The organism is Frondihabitans sp. GW821-FHT04F02, from assembly GCF_059420045.1.
The window spans coordinates 903,284-920,253 of record NZ_JBWKSZ010000001.1; the positions used below are offsets into that span (position 1 = coordinate 903,284).

The following is a 16,970-nucleotide window of genomic DNA, read 5'->3' on the forward strand; positions in this document are numbered from 1 at the left end:
TCATGCGCCTCCTCCCCCTCCCCCTCCTCGTCGTGATCCTCGCGGTGCTCCTCGCGTTCGTGCTGATCCCCGTCGTGTACATCCTCCTGGCGTCGGTGAACTCCGATATCGCGGTGGCGCGCGGCGACTTCTGGCCGACCGCGTTCACGATGGAGAACTACTCGAAGATCTGGACGACGGTCGCCCTGGGCCGGGGCCTCGCCAACAGCGTGATCGTCGCCGGCGGCGTCGCCCTCGTCTGCGCGTTCCTCGCCGTCGCGACGGCGTACGTGCTGGTGCGGTTCCAGTTCCGCGGCCGCCTGACCTTCCTCCGCGGCCTCCTGGCGCTGCAGTCGATCCCGGGGACTCTGCTTCTTTTGCCGGTGTTCGTGCTGTTCTCCAGCTTCGCCACGGTCACGGGGGTCCAGGTGATCGGCACCCGGTGGGGCCTGTTCATCACGTACCTGACCTTCGCCCTGCCGTTCTCCACCTGGGTCATGGTGACCTACCTGCGCGGGCTCCCCCGCGAGCTCGAGGAGGCCGCCCGCATCGACGGGGCGTCGTCGTGGCGGATCCTCACCCGCATCGTGGTGCCGCTGTCGTGGCCCGGGATCGTGGTGTCGGGCATCTTCGCGTTCCTGCTCGGCTGGAACGACGTGCTGTTCGCCTCGATCATGACCAACCCGGACAGCCGCACGGCCGCGGTCGCGCTCCAGGTGTTCGGGGCCACGCAGGAGGGCGGGGCCATCCCCGTCTACGGCCAGATGATGGCGGCCGCGCTCGTGTGCGCCCTGCCCGTCGTCGTGCTCTATCTCATCTTCCAGCGCTACCTCGTCGGTGGCCTGACCGCAGGAGGCGTCAAATGACCACAGCAACCTCGACACTCACCTGGACCCTCTCGGGGTTCGGCGACGAGATCGACGCCGACCCGGGCGTTCAGGCGGCCGTGCTCGGCTCGCTCGGCGCCCGCCACATCGAGGTGCGCGGCGCCTGGGGCACCAACGTCGTCGACTTCACCGCCGAGCAGCTCGCCGAGCTGGCGTCGGTGCTCGAGCACCGCGGCATGAGCGTCTCGGCCATCGCCTCCCCCGTCGGCAAGGTGCTGGTGTCGCTGCCCGTCGAGCACGAGGTCGAGAGGCTGGGCCGGGCCATCCGCGCCGCCCACGCCCTCGGCGCCCGCTACGTGCGGATCTTCTCGTTCTACCCGGCCGGGGGCCAGGACCCCGACGAGATCCGCGACGAGGTGATGGCGCGGATGCGCGCTCTCGCCGAGGTCGCCGAGAGGGAGGGCGTGATCCTGCTTCATGAGAACGAGAAGGAGATCTTCGGCGACATCCCCCGCCGCGTTCTCGACATCGTGACGACGGTCGACTCCCCCGCGCTGAGGCTCGCCTGGGACAACGCGAACTTCGTGCAGTGCGGCGTCAGGCCGTTCACGGAGGCGTGGCCGCTGCTCCACGAGTGGGTGGACTACCTCCAGGTGAAGGACGCCGTCATGGCAACCGGTCAGGTCGTTCCTGCGGGAGAGGGCGACGGGGAGCTTCTCGAGACCGTCACCGCCCTGCGCGATCGGGGGTACGACGGCTTCGCCTCCCTCGAGCCCCACCTCGCCGACACCAACGCCCTCGGCGGCTTCTCGGGTCCCGCCGAGTTCGGGCGCGCCGCCCGCGCCTTCGCCCTCCTCACCGACCGAATCGGAGTCACCACAGCATGAGCACGATCAAGGCAGCCATCGTCGGCTGCGGCGTCATCGGACGCCACCACGCAGCCGTCCTGACCGCGCACGACGGCTTCGTCGTCACGGCCGCCGTCGACTCCGTGCTGCCCGCCGCGACGGCGCTCGCCGACGAGCTCTCCGCCGCCGGCGCACCCTCCCCCTTCGTCGCCGAGAGCCTGGGCGAGGCGCTCGCCGGCGCGGACGTCGACCTCGTCGTCGTCTGCTCGCCCAGCGGCCTGCACGTGTCGCTCGCCGAGACCGCGATCGCGGCCGGCCGCCACGTCGTCATCGAGAAGCCCCTCGACGTCAGCATCGCCCGCGCCCGCCGCATCTCGGAGCTCGCCGCCGAGGCGGCCGAGCGCGGTCTGGTGGTCTCGGTCATCAGCCAGCACCGCTTCGACCCGGCCAACGCCCTGCTCGCCGGCGCCGCCCACGACGGCCGCTTCGGACGCATCACCTCGGGCCTCGCCTCGGTCGCCTGGTGGCGGAGCCAGAAGTACTACGACTCCGGCGACTGGCGCGGCACCTGGGCGCTCGACGGCGGGGGCTCGGTGATGAACCAGGGCGTGCACACCGTCGACCTGCTCGTCTGGATGCTCGGACGGCCGGTCGAGGTCAGCGCCCAGACCGCCGTGCTCGCCCACGAGCGCATCGAGGTCGAGGACCTTGCTGTGGCGACGATCCGCTTCGAGTCGGGCGCCCTCGCGGTCGTCCACGCGACCACCGCCGCCTACCCGGGCGACCTCACGCGCATCCAGGTGCACGGCGACCGCGGCACCGGGATCGTCTCGGACGACCGGCTGGAGTACTTCCACGTCCAGGCTGACGACGTCGAGGACACCCTGCAGGGCTCGGCGAGCAAGGAGAACCAGGCGGCGGGGATGCTGCCCGACGACCAGATGGCGGGGGGCCCGGCCGAGAAGGACCACTTCGTGCGCGGCCACTCGCGCCAGTACGACGACATCCTCGGCGCGATCACGGAGGGCCGTCAGCCGGCCGTCCGCGTCGACGACGCCCTGCTCTCGCTCGCCACCGTCAAGGCCGTCTACGTCGCGGCCACGCTCGGCCGGCCGGTGCTCGTCGACGAGGTGCTCACCGGCATCCTCGACGACCAGGACGTCACCGTGGGGGTGCGCTCGTGAGGTTCTCCGTCTTCACCGCGTCCACGCCCGACTGGGAGCCCGCCGAGGCGGCGCGCACCCTCGCCTCTCAGGGGTGGGAGGGCGTCGAGTGGCGCGTCGTCGACCAGCCCGCCTCCGACTCCCCCGGGTTCTGGGCGGGCAACCGCTCGACCTGGCCGCTGACCGGGCTCGAGGAGTCCCTCCCGGCGATCGCCGCCGTGACGAACGACGCCGGCCTCGCGATGTCGGGCATCGGCGGGTACGCCCGCGCCGACCAGCACGACGACGTCGAGCGGATGCTCGCCGCGACGGCGGCGCTCGGCGCGGGCCAGGTGCGCGTCACCATGCCGCGCACGGACACCGGCGCCGCCTACCCCGCCGTGCAGCGGCGCACACGCGAAGACCTCGAGTGGGTCGCGTCGCGCGCCGCCGAGCACGGGGTCAAAGCGCTCGTCGAGCTCCACCACGAGACCATCACGCCCTCGGCCAGTGCCGCGATGCGACTGATCGACGGACTCGACCCGGCCCACGTCGGCGTCATCCACGACCTCGGCAATCTCGTGATCGAGGGGCGCGAGAACCACGTCGCGGCATTCCAGCTGCTGGGCGAGTACCTTGCCCACGTGCACGTGAAGAACGCCCGCTGGGTGACCGACGGCTCCCGCCGCGACGACGGATCGCTGATCTGGACCCACGAGTGGGCCCCGCTCCGCGACGGCCAGGCCGACGTCGGCGGGTATCTCCGCGACCTGGCCGACCACGGGTACGACGGCTGGGTCACCGTCGAGGACTTCTCGACCGACCTGCCGCTGGCCGAGCGCACGGCCGACGACCTGGCCTTCCTGCGCTCGCTCGTGAGCACGCATGTCTGAGCGGCTCACGGCGGCGGCGCTCTTCCCGGACGCAGCCGCGGTGCGGGCGAACCGGCGGCGCGGCATCGTGCACCTCGGCCTCGGCGCCTTCCACCGGTCGCACGAGGCCTGGTTCACGCAGCGCGTTCCGGCCGACCGAGAGCAGTGGGGCATCGTGGCCTTCACCGGCCGGAAACCCGATGCGGCGCAGGAACTCGCCGCACAAGGCGCGGTCTACACCCTGCTCGAACGCTCGGCCGACGACGACACGGCCACCCTCGTCGACGTGATCCTCGAGGCGCACGACGGGGCCGACGCCGCCGCCTGGCGGGCTGCCGTGGCGTCGCCGGCCACGGCCGTCATCAGCCTCACCGTCACCGAGGCCGCCTACTGCCGCGCGGCCGACGGCTCCGTCGACGTCGACCTGCCGGAGGTCGCCGCCGACCTGGCGGCCCTGGCCGCCGGCGAGCCCTGCCGCACCGTCCCGGGCCGCCTCGTCGACGGCCTCCGGGCCCGGCGCGACGCCGGCTCGGGGCCCCTCGCGATCGTCCCGTGCGACAACCTGACGGCGAACGGCGAGGTCGCGGCGCGGGTCGTGACGTCGCTCGCGGAGGTCGCCGCGGATACCGGGCTTGCCGCATGGATCGGCGCCAACGTCTCGTTCGTCTCGTCGATGGTCGACCGCATCACGCCGGCGACGACGGACGCCGACCGCGCCGACGCCGAGGCGCTCACCGGCTGGCGCGACGAGTGCATCGTCGTGGCGGAGCCGTTCGCCGAGTGGATCGTCGCGGGCGACTTCCCCGCCGGCCGCCCCGCGTGGGAGACCGCCGGAGTCCGCTTCGTCGACGACGTCGCGCCGTTCGAGCAGCGCAAGCTGTGGCTGCTCAACGGGGGCCACTCGCTGCTCGCCTACCTCGGCCTCCTCCGCGGTCACGAGACGATCGCCGAGGCCATGGGCGATCCCGTGTGCGTCGAGGCCCTCGAGACGCTGTGGAGCGAGGCCGCCGCCGAGCTCTCCCTGCCCGCCTCCGAGGTCGACGAGGCCCGCGCAGCGCTCCGGACCCGCTTCGAGAACCCCCGCATCCGCCACCTCCTCCGCCAGATCGCCGCCGACGGCTCGCACAAGATCCCGGTCCGGGTGATCGACCCGCTGCGGCGCCGCCTGCAGCGCGGAGCCGGAGTCGGACCCGGGCAGGCGACCGCCCTCGCGGCCTGGCTGCTGCACCTGCGCGTGCAGCCGTCGCTCGTCTCCGACCCCCGGGCTCCGGAGGCCTCGACGTCCGCCGTCCTCGCCGCCGTCGCTCCCGACCTCGCCACCCTGCCCGACCTCACCGAGGCGGTCGACGCCGCCGTCGACCGCCTCTCCGCCGACCTAGGAGTCCCCGCATGATCATCGCCAAGGCCGAAGTCATCGTCACCAGCCCCGACCGCAACTTCGTCACCCTCAAGCTCACGACCGACGACGGCCTGACCGGCCTCGGCGACGCCACCCTGAACGGACGCGAGCTCGCTGTCGTCGCCTACCTCGAGGAGCACGTGCTGCCGTTGCTGATCGGCAAGGACGCCCATCGGATCGAGGACATGTGGCAGTTCCTGTACCGGAGCGCCTACTGGCGCCGCGGCCCGGTGACGATGGCCTCGATCGCCGCGGTCGACGTCGCCCTCTGGGACATCAAGGCGAAGGCCGCCGGGATGCCCCTCTACCAGCTGCTCGGCGGCGCCTCGCGCACCGGGCTCCTCACGTACGGCCATGCCTCGGGCAAGGACCTCGAGGAGCTCTTCGACAGCGTGCGCTCGCACCAGGAGCAGGGCTACAAGGCCATCCGCATCCAGACCGGCGTGCCCGGCCTGAAGTCGATCTACGGCATCGCCTCCAACGCGACCTTCGAGGCCAACAAGGGCGTCCGCTACGACCACGAGCCCGCGCAGCGCGGGGCCCTGCCGAACGAGGAGGACTGGGACACCCGCTCCTACCTCCGCCACGTGCCGACGGTCTTCGAGGCCGTCCGCAACGAGTTCGGCCCCGACATCCCGCTGCTGCACGACGGACACCACCGCATGACGCCGATCCAGGCCGCGTCGCTCGGCAAGAGCCTCGAGCCGTACGACCTGTTCTGGCTCGAGGACGTCACGCCGGCCGAGAACCCGGAGGCGCTGCGCCTGGTGCGCCAGCACACCACGACGCCGCTCGCGATCGGCGAGATCTTCAATACGGTGTGGGACTACCAGCAGATCATCCGCGAGCAGCTCATCGACTACGTCCGGAGCGCCGTGACGCACACCGGGGGCATCACGCACCTGAAGAAGATCCTCGAGTACGCGTCGCAGTACCAGATCAAGTCGGGCATGCACGGCCCGACCGACATCTCGCCGGTCGGCATGGCCGCCGCGATGCACCTCGGGCTGTCGATCCACAACTTCGGCATCCAGGAGTACATGAAGCACGGCGAGAAGACCGACGCCGTCTTCGAGCAGTCGTTCACCTTCGAGGACGGGATGCTGCACCCCGGCGACAAGCCCGGCATCGGAGTCGAGCTCAACGTCGACGAGGCGGGCAGGTACCCGTACGAGAAGGCGTACCTGCCGTACAACCGGCTCGCCGACGGCACCGTGCACGACTGGTGAGGCGCGCCGACCGCGCACGCGATCTGCGGCGTCGTCGGTCGCCTAGGAGCCGAGGCCGGCCACGAGGTTGATGAGCGTCGCCAGGATCACGGAGCCGAAGAGGTACGACAGCAGGCAGTGCCCGAGGACGACGTGGCGGATGGCGCTCTGCGTGATGCTGGTGTCGCTGATCTGGAAGGTCATGCCGAGGTCGAAGGCGACGTAGGCGAAGTCGAGGTACGCCGGCGGCTCGTCCTGGTTGAAGTCGATGCCGCCCACCGTCTCGCCCGAGTAGTAGAGGACGGCGTACCGCAGCATGTAGAGGGTGTGGATCAGGAACCACGACAGCGCCACGCTCGTGAGGGCGAGCCCGGCCAGCAGGTCGGCGTGCAGCCCGGTCGCGTCGTGGGCCTCGACGACCGTCACCACCACCGTCACTAGGCTCGCGACGCTGGCGAGCACGAGCAGCAGATGGCTCGTCGGGCGCGACGGATCTTCGCGGTGGGCGTGCGTGCGGACCTCGCCGGCGGGCAGCGGCACCACGACGGCCCACACCCAGACGAGAAAGGTCAGGCACGCGACGGCCCAGCCGATCACGACGGACTGGAGGCCCGCGCCCAGCGCGGCGGCGACCCCGCCGCTCACGAGGCCGACCGCCGCCATCACCGCGAACCGGAGGCGGCTGCGACCCCGGATGCCCGCCTCGGTGCTGGTGGCGTCGGGGCTGCTGTCCATGGGCTGATCGTCGCGCGCGCCCGGGCCCGGCGCGCGGCGACACGCCGTGTCGCCGGTCGTCCGCGCGCGGGGGCGCGCCGTGAGCGTGTCGTCCGCGTGCGTGCTCGCGCTGCTCGGGCCGCGCGAGGTGGCCCTCCGCGTCGCCGGCACCCCACCCGCCCGACGGCGAGGGCCACCTCGTGGGCTCGCCGGCCCGTCGGCTCACCGGCCCGCCGGCTCACCGGCCCCGCACGGCCTAGCGGCCCGACGCCGCCGCATCCGCCGGCGCGACCCCACCCGCCACACCCCGCGAGATGGCCCTCCGCGTCGCCGGCACCCCACCCGCCCGACGGCGAGGGCCACCTCACGGCTCACGCCGGGGGGGGCGCCGGGCCGGGGCCGGGGTTACGGCATCACGGCGCGGGCCGACGGCGCGCGGCCTCGCCGCGAGCCAGCGCGCGACGCAGCCGTCCGACGAACGCCGCCCAGTGGGGGCCGCGGAGATCGTCGTCCGAGAGATAGAGCACGGTCCACCCGGCGTCGGCGAGTGCCTCGCGGCGGCGCTTGTCGTCGCGGTACGTCGTCCGGTTCGTGCGGTGGTGGTCGCCGTCGTACTCGACGCACACCCGTTCCCGGCCGAAGATGATGTCGGGCCGCGCCACGAAGCGGTCGTCGGCGTCGTGGATCGCGCAGTTGAGCAGCGGCAGACGGAACCCCTCCCGCAGCAGCTGGAGCCTGAGGCGCGTCTCGCGCGGCGACTCCGACCCGACGCGCACCTGGTCGAGCGCCGCGCACAGGGCTCGCACGCCGCGCTGCCCGCGCCGGCGGTCGGCAGCGGCGCGGAGATCGTCGAGGTCGCAGCCCGCCGGCCCGACGAGGTGGTCGCCTGCGGCGACGAGCTCGTCGACCGAGAGGAGCGTCGCGCACTCCGCCCACGCGTCGACGCGGTCGGACACGCGGATGCCGCGCAGCACGGCCACCCGCGCCCGCTCGGCCGTGATCCGATGGCCGACGAAGCCCTCCCGTCGAGTGACCGACCCTGCCCCGATCGTCGTCGTGTGGACGCCGCCGACCGCCGGGACGGGCATGCCCCAGAGAGCGGCGGCCGTCGTGTGGCTGAAGTGCTGGTTCGGGCCCAGCACCCCGGCCAGGAGCACGGGCGGAGGCAGCCCCGCGAGCGACACGTGCGCTCGGAGGCCGCGCGCAGGGCGCAGCAGATCGCGGCGGCGGAGGCGCTCGGGCGAGACGAGAGGGAGGGCGTCGCGGACGACGAACGGGTGAGTGCTCAAAGGCGAAGGAAGGGGTCGGGGGCGCATGCCGACAGAGTGGCCGAGCCGGGAGTTCCTGCGCTGGTGCTCTCCACAGGGTGCGGCGAGCTCTCCACAGGCCCCCGCGCCGTGAGATGGCCCCCGCGGTCGCCCCGGCCCGCGCGCGGTGACAGCGAGGGCCATCTCGCGAACGCGAGCGGCACGGCGGCATGTGACCGCAGTCCAGCACGGTCAGCGGCGAGCCCAGGAGGTCGGCGAAACGCGTCGCCTGCTCGACCGTCCGCACGGGGTCGAGCCGCCCGCGCACGACCTCGACCGGCATGGCCCGCACCGCCGCGAGACGGGGAGCGCAGTCGAGGGCGTGCTGGCTGGCGAGCATGTCGAGGGCGGCCCGCCGCTCGACGCCGAGGGCGTAGGCGAGCATCGAGGCTCGCACCTCGGGCGGTGGCGGCGACGCGAACGAGCGGTCGAGGATCCCCTCGGCCAGGGCGGGCGACCACGCCGTGCGGATGGCGCAGGATCGCCCCCACGTCGCCGTGCTCGTGCATGTTCGGGCCGGTGTCGACGAGGACGAGCCCGGCGACGACGTCGGGGTGGGCGAGTGCGAGTTCCTGCGCCAGGGCACCGCCTGTGGAGTGGCCGATCACGACGGCGGGTTCGCCGGGCTTTCTCGCGAGATGGCCCTGCTCGTCTGGCCGCCCGCGCCGAAACGACCGGCACGGCCATCTCGCGCGACACGACCCGGGCGGCCACGCCGCAGCGCCGACCCGCGATCCAGGCGACGCGTGTAGAAGGGACGACGGACCAAAGGAGAACACATGAGCACGACCTCACGCACGAACCCCTACGACGACATCGCCCAGGTGCCGACCTTCGACCTCACCTCGACCGACGTCGGAGACGGCTCCGAGCTGCCCACCCCGCAGGTCTCCGGCATCTTCGGCGCCGGCGGAGACGACGTCAGTCCGCAGCTCAGCTGGTCGGGATTTCCCGAGGGCACCAAGAGCTTCGCCGTCACGGTGTACGACCCCGACGCCCCCACCGCCTCGGGCTTCTGGCACTGGGCCGTCGTCGACGTGCCCGTAGCAACGACGTCATTGCCTTCCGGCGCGGGCGATGCCGAGGGGTCGGGCCTGCCATCCGGCGCGTTCCAGCTCAAGAACGACGGGGGTCTCGCCCACTACCTCGGCGCGGCTCCCCCGGAGGGCCACGGCAGGCACCGGTACTTCATCGCCGTGCACGCGCTCGACGTCGACACGCTGGGCATCGACGCGAGTGCCACGCCCGGCTTCCTCGGCTTCAACCTGTTCAGCCACACCCTCGCGCGGGGCGTCATCACGCCCTGGTTCCAGGCGAAGTAGCGCTCGCAGCCACCCAGCCCCTCCGCTTCGGCACACCCCCTGCATCCCGCAGGCGGGATCATGCCGAAGCGGAGGGGCTCTGCCGTGGGCGCAGCAAGTGCCCGTCGGGCGGGGCCTACTTGGTCAGCTGCACTTCGGTGAACGCGCCGTCGGCGAGCCGCGTCGGCGCACCGCCCGCGGCGTCGTACCGCACGAGGCCCGTCGTCTGGCCGACGTAGAGGGCTCCGGCGGTGTCGGTCGTGACCGACGTCGTCGCCGCGGGGAAGCGCTCGTCGTCGGTGGCCAGCGCGAGCGAGTCGACGGGGATCGACGTCGTGGTGCCCGCGAGGTCGGTCGACTGGACGGCCGCGACGGCCAGGTCGGGCGTGCAGGTACCGGAGCCGAGGCCGTACGACGTGCACCATCCTGCCGCCTGCAGAAGCGAGAAGTCGCCCGAGAGGCCGACGCCGCCCACGACGTAGCCGCCGCCGAGCGAGACCGGCGCGGTGCCGCCCTTGGCGACGCGCGCACACGAGACGGAGACGCTGCCGCCGGTCGAGATGCTGGCGTAGTAGAGGTTTCCCTTGGCGCCGAACGTGCCCGACACCGGCGTGGAGTAGGCGGAGTCGGCGATCGCGCGCGTCGCTGTCCGGCCCGAGGTCGTATAGGCGACGACCTGGTGCGCGCCGGCGACGTTCTCGAGCACGCGGACCGTGCCGCTCGGGGCGACGCCGAAGCCGACGGGCGCGACTGGAAGCGTGGCGACCGCGATCGCCTTCGTGGTGCCGGCGAGCACCTTGAAGACCCTGGTGCCGCTCGAGATGTAGACGGTTCCGGCGGCGTCGAGGGCGACGGCCGACGAGGCGGCCGCCGTCGCCGACGTGAGGACGCTCGTCGTCGCGCCGGTTCCGCTCACGCGGACGAGGCCGGCGGGCGTCACGGCGTAGGAGGTCGCCGTGGCATCGACGGCGTAGGCGGTGACGTCGGCCGCGACGGTGGTGGCGGTGCCGCCGACGGCCGGGAGGCGCACGAGGTCGCCGTCGGCGTCAAGGGCGAAGACGGTCGCGGGGGTGGCGGCGGCGAGCTTGGCTCGGGCGGCGGCGGCCGCGGCATCGCGCAGGTGGCGCTCGACCTCGGAGCGGCGGCGGGGGGTGAGCTCACCCGACGGCGCACTGATCGCGACGGAGCCGACGATCATGCCGGCTCCGTTGCGGACTCCGACTGCGGCGCAGGTCTGGCCGGTGACGAACTCCTCGTTCTCCCAGGCGACGCCCGAGTTGCCGACTTCGACCAGCTCGGCGAGCAGATCGGCGCGGGCGGTCTTGGTCGTCGGAGTGAGGCGGCCGAGTCCGTGGACGTCGAGGTACTGGTCGCGCTGCTCGCTCGACATCCCGGCCAGCAGGAATTTGCCGAAGGCCGTCGCGTGGGCGGCCTCGTGGAATCCGAAGTTCAACGGGGTGAGCCGCGGGTGCGCCGGCGAGTCGACGACGTAGGCGACGACGACGTCGGCTCCGCGGTAGACGCGAAGTACGCCGCCGTCTGCGTCAGCGAGTGCAGGCGCGACACCTCCGCTCGCACCGACGTCGGGATGCCGACCTGGCGGTGCAGCGAGACGCCCAGCCGGTCGAGCTTGTAGCCCAGCTCGAAGCGGTGCTCTCCTGTGAGGTGCACGAGGTAGTCGCTTTGGACGAGCGCCTGGAGCAGCCGGTACACGGTCGGTATCGGGTAGCCGAGGACGTCGGAGACCTCGCGCGCCGTGGCTCCGCCGCTCTCGGCGACGGCCTCCAGGATGGCCAGGGTCTTCTCGACGGTGGCGACGCCGGACTCGCGGGCCGTGGCGGAGGGGCCCCGCCCCGCGGTGGGCGCCACGATCGGCGACGTCGGAGCGGGTGGCGCTTCGGAGGGTCGGGCAAGTGTCGAAGCTTCATCGATTCGCATGCCCCCAGTGTGCGCGCCCGCCGGCCGATACGGCCTCCCATGTCTCTCATTCTGTGAGAACGGTCGACTTTTTAGTATTTACATGTCACGGCGGAATATGGCATAGTGGCGGATCTCGGCACGACGAAGCGCCGGAGAAAGAGGATCGAATGAACTGGTCAAAACGCGTCGCCATGACGTCGTCTCTCGTGGTCGGACTTGCTGCCATCGGGGTCGCTCCGGCCCTGGCCGCGCCGACCTCTTCAGCGCCCATCGAAGTAGCGGTTCCGCAACCGGCGCACAACGTCCAAGCGACTTTTACGGCCGCGGAGTGGGCCCAGGCCTATCGCGAATTCAACTCGACGGAGCTCGACCGTGAATACTCGCGTTCCGCTGGCGTCGAGACTGCCACGTTTCATGTGACGCCCGATCTCAGCCTGACGTTGGTCAATCCAGAGTCCATTGGCGAGGTTGGCGAAGAGATCACGCGTGACTCCCGGCTCGGTGTCGGCAAGACAAAGTACGGCTATTGGTTCTCGTTCAATCAGTTCGATCAAAACGTCCTCTCGAACACGTTGATCACTGCGGGAATCGTGGCTGCCATCTGCGCCATCCCTGGAGTCGGCGCGGTAGCTTGTGCCCTTGCGGGAATCGTGGTCGGTGTGGCCGTCTCATACATCCACAAGAAGGGTGTCTGCTCGCAGAAGCGCAACCTCTACTGGTATGACGTCAAGGGCGGCAGCACGATCCAGTGCCGGACATCGGCGCCGAAATGAGCCGAGCAAACCGCAGCGTTCAGGATCGCCTGATCGCCACCGCGATCCTCTTCTGGGTGGCCGTCCTTCCGTTGTGGTGGCTGTCCTTCGCGGCTGCAGCCGGGGTGAGCCACCTCCTGGGAATCGTCCTGGCCATTCCGCCATCTGCCTGCATGGCGCTGGGCTTCTCCCGGTTCACACGCGCCCGCGCTCTGAGCCGCAAGCCCGGTGCCTGACGGCGAGACTCCGGTGCGAGCCCTTTCGACGTCGCTTCTCGCGGCCGACGCTGGAGTCTCGGCCGCGTCCGGCTACGAGAACTGGATCCCGCCGTCGACCAGGATCGTCTGCCCCGTGATGTAGTCCGAGTCGGGGCCGGCGAGGAACGACACGAGCTGCGCCACGTCGTTCGGCACCGAGACGCGGCCGAGCAGGATGCTCTTGGCGTTCTCGGCCAGCGCCTCGCCCTTCTGCAGGCCGTCGCGGGCGGCGAGCTTCTCGTCGATGAGGTCCCACATCGCCGTGCCGACGATGCGGGGGCCGTAGGCGTTGACGGTGATGCCGTACTCCGCCCACTCCATGGCGGCGGCCTGCGTCAGGCCGCGGACGGCCCACTTCGTCGCCGAGTACGGCCCGAGGTACGCGAACGGCCGGAACGCGACGATCGACGCGGCGCCGATGATCTTGCCCGGGGTGCCCTGCGCGATGAACTGCTTCGCGGCGGCGCGGTAGCTCAGGAAGACACCGGTGATGTTGACGTCGAGGATCTTCTGGAAGTTGGCGAGGTCGTAGTCGAGCAGCGCCTCGACCTGCGCGATGCCCGCGTTCGCGACGAAGGCGTCGAGCCCGTCTCCGGCTTCGGCGGCGGCGGCGACCAGCGAGGTGACGGAGGCCTCGTCCGTGACGTCGGCGACGACGGCCGTGGCCGTGCCGCCCGCGTCGTTGATGGCCTTGGCGGTCTGGTGCAGGTCGCTCTCCATCACGCCGAGGTCGGCGACGACGACGTGGTGCCCGTCTTTCGCAAGACGGAGGGCGATGCCCTCTCCGATCCCGCGGGCTGCTCCGGTGACGACGACTGTCTTCTGGCGTTCGGTGCTCATGATGGTCCTCCTCGACCCTCCGCGCCCTTCGCGGAGTCCACTGATCACACCAAACGGTTCGGCCGTGCACCCGCCGTCGTCTCACCCTGTGAGAGCGACGGATCTTACGAATCGCGCAGGAACTCCGGCCCACGCCCGTGGTCACCTCACCCCGGCCGTACGCTCGACACGATGGTTACCCTCGTCTTCCTGGGGCTCGTCGGTGGTCTGATCACCGGCATCTCGCCCTGCATCCTGCCGGTGCTCCCGGTCATCTTCCTGTCTGGCGGCGCGCAGGGCGCGAGAGAGAACATGCGCGACGTCGGCAGCCGTCCGTTCCTGGTCGTAGCGGGTCTCGCTCTGAGCTTCAGCATCTTCACGCTGCTGGGCTCCGTCGTGCTGAGCGCCCTGCCGCTGCCGCAGGACATCATCCGCTGGGTCGGCCTCGCCGCCCTCGTGCTGCTCGGCGTCGGCATGATCGTGCCGCGCTTCCAGCACCTGCTCGAGAAGCCGTTCTCGTGGGTGCCGCAGCGGCAGGTCGGCACCGACCGCGGCGGGTTCCTGCTCGGCCTCATCCTCGGCGCGGTCTACGTGCCGTGCGCGGGCCCGGTGCTCGCCGCCATCACGGTGGCGGGGGCGACCGGCAGGATCGGCGGCGACACCGTCGTGCTCACCGTCGCATTCGCGATCGGCACCGCCACGCCCCTTCTGATCTTCGCGCTCGCCGGCCGCGGCGTCGCCGAGCGGGTCAAGGCGTTCCGCACGCGGCAGCGCGCCATCCGCGTCGGCGCCGGCGTGGTCGTGCTGGGCCTCGCCGTCGCGCTCGCGTTCAACGCCACCGACGGGATCCAACGGGCCATTCCCGACTACACGGCGTCGCTCGACCAGTCGCTGCAGAGCGGCGGCTCCGGGGTCTCGTCGGCCCTGCAGGATGCCAGCGGGTCGGGGTCGGGGTCGTCCGGGAGCACCGGCGGCTCGGGTGGCTCCGGTGTCTCCGCCGGCGACGGCAGCCTCGCGACCTGCCAGGGGGAAGCTCAATACACTGTCGCCAAGACGCTGCGCGACTGCGGCGCCGCACCGGCGCTCACCGGCCTGACCGGCTGGTTCAACACGGCCGACGACAAGCCCGTCACCCTGGCGTCTCTCCGAGGCAAGGTCGTGCTCGTCGACTTCTGGGCGTACTCGTGCATCAACTGCCAGCGCGCGATCGCGCACGTGGAGCAGTGGTCGAAGACGTACTCGGCCGACGACTTCGTCGTGCTCGGCGTGCACACCCCCGAGTACGCGTTCGAGCACGTCGGCTCGAACGTGAAAGCCGGAGCGAAGCGCCTCGGAATCACGTACCCCGTCGCCCAGGACAACGGGTACAAGACGTGGTCGGCTTACGCGAACACGTCGTGGCCGTCCGACTACCTGATCGACGCGTCGGGCGACATCCGCCACGTGTCGGTCGGCGAGGGCGACTATGCCGGCGTCGAGGGCATGATCCGGCAGCTCCTCGCCGCGGCCGATCCGACGGCGACCCTGCCGCCGGCGACCGATGTGGCCGACACGACGCCGACCGACTCGTCGCAGTCGCCCGAGACCTACCTCGGCACGAAGCGGGCGACCTACTACGCGGGCAGCCCCGACCTGGCGAACGGCACAGCGACTTTCACGACGCCGTCGACCGTGCCCGCCGACGAGTTCGCGCTCGGCGGGCGGTGGAAGGCCGGCTCCGAGAAGCTGACGAGCGTGTCCGGATCGACGATCACGCTCAGCTACACGGCGTCGAAGGTCTTCCTCGACGTCGGCGGGACGGGCACGCTGACCTTCGGTGGCAAGTCGATCGCCGTGTCGGGGGCGCCGAACATCTACACGGTGGCGTCGTCGTCGGCCGCGGAGACGGGTACGATCACGGTCCACCTCACGCCGGGTCTCGACGCCTACTCGTGCACCTTCGGGTAGGCGGCGTGCGGCGTGCGGCGCTCGGCGCTCGCGGCTCGCGGCTCGCCGCTCGGCGCGGTCGCCTCCTCGAGATGGCCCCGCGCGTCGGCGCGGCGCCGGCCCGGCGACACGCACGGCCACCTCGCGCCACGCGGCCGCCGGCGCGCCGGCCGGGCGACGCGCGCCCGCGCTACCCCAGCCAGGCCTGGATCGGCCCCCGAGCGAAGTAGACGAGGAATCCGACGGCCACGATCCAGAGCAGCGGGCTGATCTCGCGTGCCTTGCCGGACAGCGACCGGATCAGCACCCACGAGATGAAGCCCGCGCCGATGCCGTTCGAGATGGAGTACGTCAGCGGCATGACGATGACGGTGAGGAACACCGGCAGCGCGACGGAGAACTCGCCCCAGTCGATGTGCCGGATCTGCGACACCATCAGGGCGCCGACGACGACGAGCGACGCGGCGGCCACCTCGAGCGGCACCACCTGGGTCAGCGGCGTCAGGAACATCGCGAGCAGGAAGAGCACGCCGGTCACGACCGATGCGAGGCCCGTGCGGGCGCCCTCGCCGATGCCGGCCGCCGACTCGACGAACACCGTGTTCGACGAGCCCGACGATGCACCTCCGGCCACGGCACCTACGCCCTCGACGATGAGGGCCGAGCGGAGCCGCGGGAACGTGCCGTCGGGGGCCGCGATCTCCGCCTGGCGGGCGAGGCCGGTCATCGTGCCCATCGCATCGAAGAAGTTCGTGAAGACGAGGGTGAAGATGAGCATCGTCGCGGCGACGCCGCCGATGCGCGAGAAGGCGCCGAAAAGGTCGAACTGGCCGACGAGCGAGAGGTCGGGCAGCGAGACGATGCCGGTCGGCAGGACGGGCGCGTTGAGGTTCCAGCCGGCCGGGTTGGTCCCGAGCGACTCCGGGACCTTGAAGATCGCGTTGAGGATGATGGCGACGATCGTCGTCGCCACGATGCCGATCAGGATCGCCGCCTTGACCCTGCGGGCCATCAGCACGCCGATGACGATCACGCCGATCACGAAGACGATCGTCGGCAGCGTCTGGATCGACCCGGCGTCGCCGAGCTGCACCGGTGGCGACGCCTCGCCCGACGTCCGCACGAAGCCCGCGTCCACCAGCCCGATGAACGCGATGAACAGGCCGATGCCGACGGTGATCGCCGTCTTGAGGGCCGCGGGCACGGCCTTGAAGATCATGGTGCGGAGGCCCGTGGCCGCGAGGATCACGATCACGAGGCCCTCGATCACGACGAGGCCCATCGCCTCGGGCCAGGTGACGTCTTTCACGACGCTGACCGCGAGGAACGAGTTGATGCCGAGGCCCGCCGCGAGGCCGAACGGCATGCGGGCGACGACGCCGAACAAGATGGTCATCACGCCGGCGGTCAGGGCCGTGACGGCGCCGACCTGGGCGTTCTGCAGCCAGTTGCCGAGGATGTCCTTCGACGCCTGATCGGCCGAGAAGCCGCCGAGGATCAAGGGGTTCAGGATCACGATGTAGGCCATCGTGACGAAGGTCACGAGGCCGCCGCGGACCTCCCTGCCCCAGGTCGACCCCCGCTTCGTGATCTCGAAGTAGGTGTCGACGGTCGTCGAGAGAGCGCGGTTCGCCATCGGTTCTCCTCAGGTTCAGGAATGGCCGTCAGCAAGCCTACGGCGTGGCCGGACCCTCACACG

General features: G+C 71.4%; 16 protein-coding genes and 1 pseudogene. 10 read left to right on the forward strand and 7 right to left on the reverse strand.

The annotated features are described in order from the left end of the window. Positions 1-2: 2 nt before the first annotated feature. Genes AC07TY_RS04255 through manD form a run of 6 tightly spaced genes read left to right on the forward strand, consistent with a single transcriptional unit; the run spans position 3 to position 6,296 of the window. Entirely contained in the window at positions 3-845 is an 843-nt protein-coding gene (locus AC07TY_RS04255) for a carbohydrate ABC transporter permease (RefSeq protein WP_494784555.1), read from the forward strand. Beyond that, the gene (locus AC07TY_RS04260) at positions 842-1,693 is read left to right on the forward strand and encodes a sugar phosphate isomerase/epimerase family protein (protein ID WP_494784409.1); all 852 of its coding nucleotides are present in this window, start codon (positions 842-844) and stop codon (positions 1,691-1,693) included. Before AC07TY_RS04255 ends, AC07TY_RS04260 begins: the two co-directional genes overlap by 4 nt. Next, positions 1,690-2,838, forward strand: coding sequence for a Gfo/Idh/MocA family protein (locus AC07TY_RS04265; protein WP_494784410.1), 1,149 nt, complete (start codon positions 1,690-1,692; stop codon positions 2,836-2,838). The genes AC07TY_RS04260 and AC07TY_RS04265 overlap by 4 nt, the downstream gene beginning before the upstream one ends. Further along, complete coding sequence (locus tag AC07TY_RS04270) at positions 2,835-3,689, forward strand: sugar phosphate isomerase/epimerase family protein (protein ID WP_494784411.1); 855 nt, start codon at positions 2,835-2,837, stop codon at positions 3,687-3,689. Before AC07TY_RS04265 ends, AC07TY_RS04270 begins: the two co-directional genes overlap by 4 nt. Then, positions 3,682-5,061 (forward strand): mannitol dehydrogenase family protein, encoded by a 1,380-nt coding sequence (locus AC07TY_RS04275; RefSeq protein WP_494784412.1) that lies wholly within the window; start codon positions 3,682-3,684, stop codon positions 5,059-5,061. The genes AC07TY_RS04270 and AC07TY_RS04275 overlap by 8 nt, the downstream gene beginning before the upstream one ends. Beyond that, positions 5,058-6,296, forward strand: coding sequence for a D-mannonate dehydratase ManD (gene manD / locus AC07TY_RS04280; protein ID WP_494784413.1), 1,239 nt, complete (start codon positions 5,058-5,060; stop codon positions 6,294-6,296). The genes AC07TY_RS04275 and manD overlap by 4 nt, the downstream gene beginning before the upstream one ends. 42 nt (positions 6,297-6,338) lie before the next feature. Here the strand turns inward: manD and AC07TY_RS04285 are convergent, their stop codons facing one another. The 3 genes from AC07TY_RS04285 to AC07TY_RS04295 all read right to left on the reverse strand — a co-directional run bounded on the left by AC07TY_RS04285 (position 6,339) and on the right by AC07TY_RS04295 (position 9,075). After that, positions 6,339-7,010 (reverse strand): DUF1345 domain-containing protein, encoded by a 672-nt coding sequence (locus AC07TY_RS04285; RefSeq protein WP_494784414.1) that lies wholly within the window; start codon positions 7,008-7,010, stop codon positions 6,339-6,341. A gap of 392 nt (positions 7,011-7,402) precedes the next feature. Then, entirely contained in the window at positions 7,403-8,278 is an 876-nt protein-coding gene (locus tag AC07TY_RS04290; protein ID WP_494784415.1) for a DUF559 domain-containing protein, read from the reverse strand. Then, positions 8,275-9,075: an alpha/beta hydrolase gene (locus tag AC07TY_RS04295; RefSeq protein ID WP_494784416.1), complete on the reverse strand. Its 801-nt coding sequence runs from the start codon at positions 9,073-9,075 to the stop codon at positions 8,275-8,277. Before AC07TY_RS04295 ends, AC07TY_RS04290 begins: the two co-directional genes overlap by 4 nt. Between AC07TY_RS04295 and AC07TY_RS04300 the strand changes: the two genes are divergently transcribed. Next, a complete protein-coding gene (locus tag AC07TY_RS04300; protein WP_494784417.1) occupies positions 9,076-9,618 on the forward strand; it encodes a YbhB/YbcL family Raf kinase inhibitor-like protein in 543 nt (180 codons plus the stop codon). It abuts the gene before it with no gap. Positions 9,619-9,733: 115 nt separating this feature from the next. Here the strand turns inward: AC07TY_RS04300 and AC07TY_RS04305 are convergent. Together AC07TY_RS04305 and AC07TY_RS04310 are read right to left on the reverse strand one after the other, a co-directional pair. After that, positions 9,734-11,053 (reverse strand): annotated as a pseudogene (locus tag AC07TY_RS04305) (IclR family transcriptional regulator domain-containing protein); the annotation flags it as partial. Further along, entirely contained in the window at positions 11,047-11,535 is a 489-nt protein-coding gene (locus AC07TY_RS04310; RefSeq protein WP_494784418.1) for a helix-turn-helix domain-containing protein, read from the reverse strand. The gene AC07TY_RS04310 and the pseudogene AC07TY_RS04305, both read right to left, overlap by 7 nt. Positions 11,536-11,684: 149 nt before the next feature. Here AC07TY_RS04310 and AC07TY_RS04315 point away from each other — a divergent pair, with 149 nt between their 5' ends. Together AC07TY_RS04315 and AC07TY_RS04320 are read left to right on the forward strand one after the other, a co-directional pair. Further along, the gene (locus AC07TY_RS04315) at positions 11,685-12,290 is read left to right on the forward strand and encodes a hypothetical protein (RefSeq protein ID WP_494784419.1); all 606 of its coding nucleotides are present in this window, start codon (positions 11,685-11,687) and stop codon (positions 12,288-12,290) included. Next, positions 12,266-12,505 carry a hypothetical protein gene (locus AC07TY_RS04320; RefSeq protein ID WP_123504388.1) on the forward strand — a complete coding sequence of 80 codons (240 nt, stop codon included), beginning with the start codon at positions 12,266-12,268 and terminating at the stop codon, positions 12,503-12,505. Before AC07TY_RS04315 ends, AC07TY_RS04320 begins: the two co-directional genes overlap by 25 nt. Positions 12,506-12,577: 72 nt before the next feature. Here AC07TY_RS04320 and AC07TY_RS04325 read toward each other — a convergent pair whose 3' ends face one another. After that, positions 12,578-13,366 (reverse strand): SDR family oxidoreductase, encoded by a 789-nt coding sequence (locus AC07TY_RS04325; RefSeq protein WP_494784420.1) that lies wholly within the window; start codon positions 13,364-13,366, stop codon positions 12,578-12,580. A gap of 171 nt (positions 13,367-13,537) precedes the next feature. Here AC07TY_RS04325 and AC07TY_RS04330 point away from each other — a divergent pair, with 171 nt between their 5' ends. Then, the gene (locus tag AC07TY_RS04330; RefSeq protein WP_494784421.1) at positions 13,538-15,292 is read left to right on the forward strand and encodes a cytochrome c biogenesis protein CcdA; all 1,755 of its coding nucleotides are present in this window, start codon (positions 13,538-13,540) and stop codon (positions 15,290-15,292) included. 169 nt (positions 15,293-15,461) lie between these two features. Here the strand turns inward: AC07TY_RS04330 and AC07TY_RS04335 are convergent, their stop codons facing one another. Next, on the reverse strand, positions 15,462-16,907 hold the full coding sequence (locus tag AC07TY_RS04335) for an NCS2 family permease (protein ID WP_494784422.1): 1,446 nt from the start codon (positions 16,905-16,907) through the stop codon (positions 15,462-15,464). Positions 16,908-16,970 lie beyond the last annotated feature (63 nt).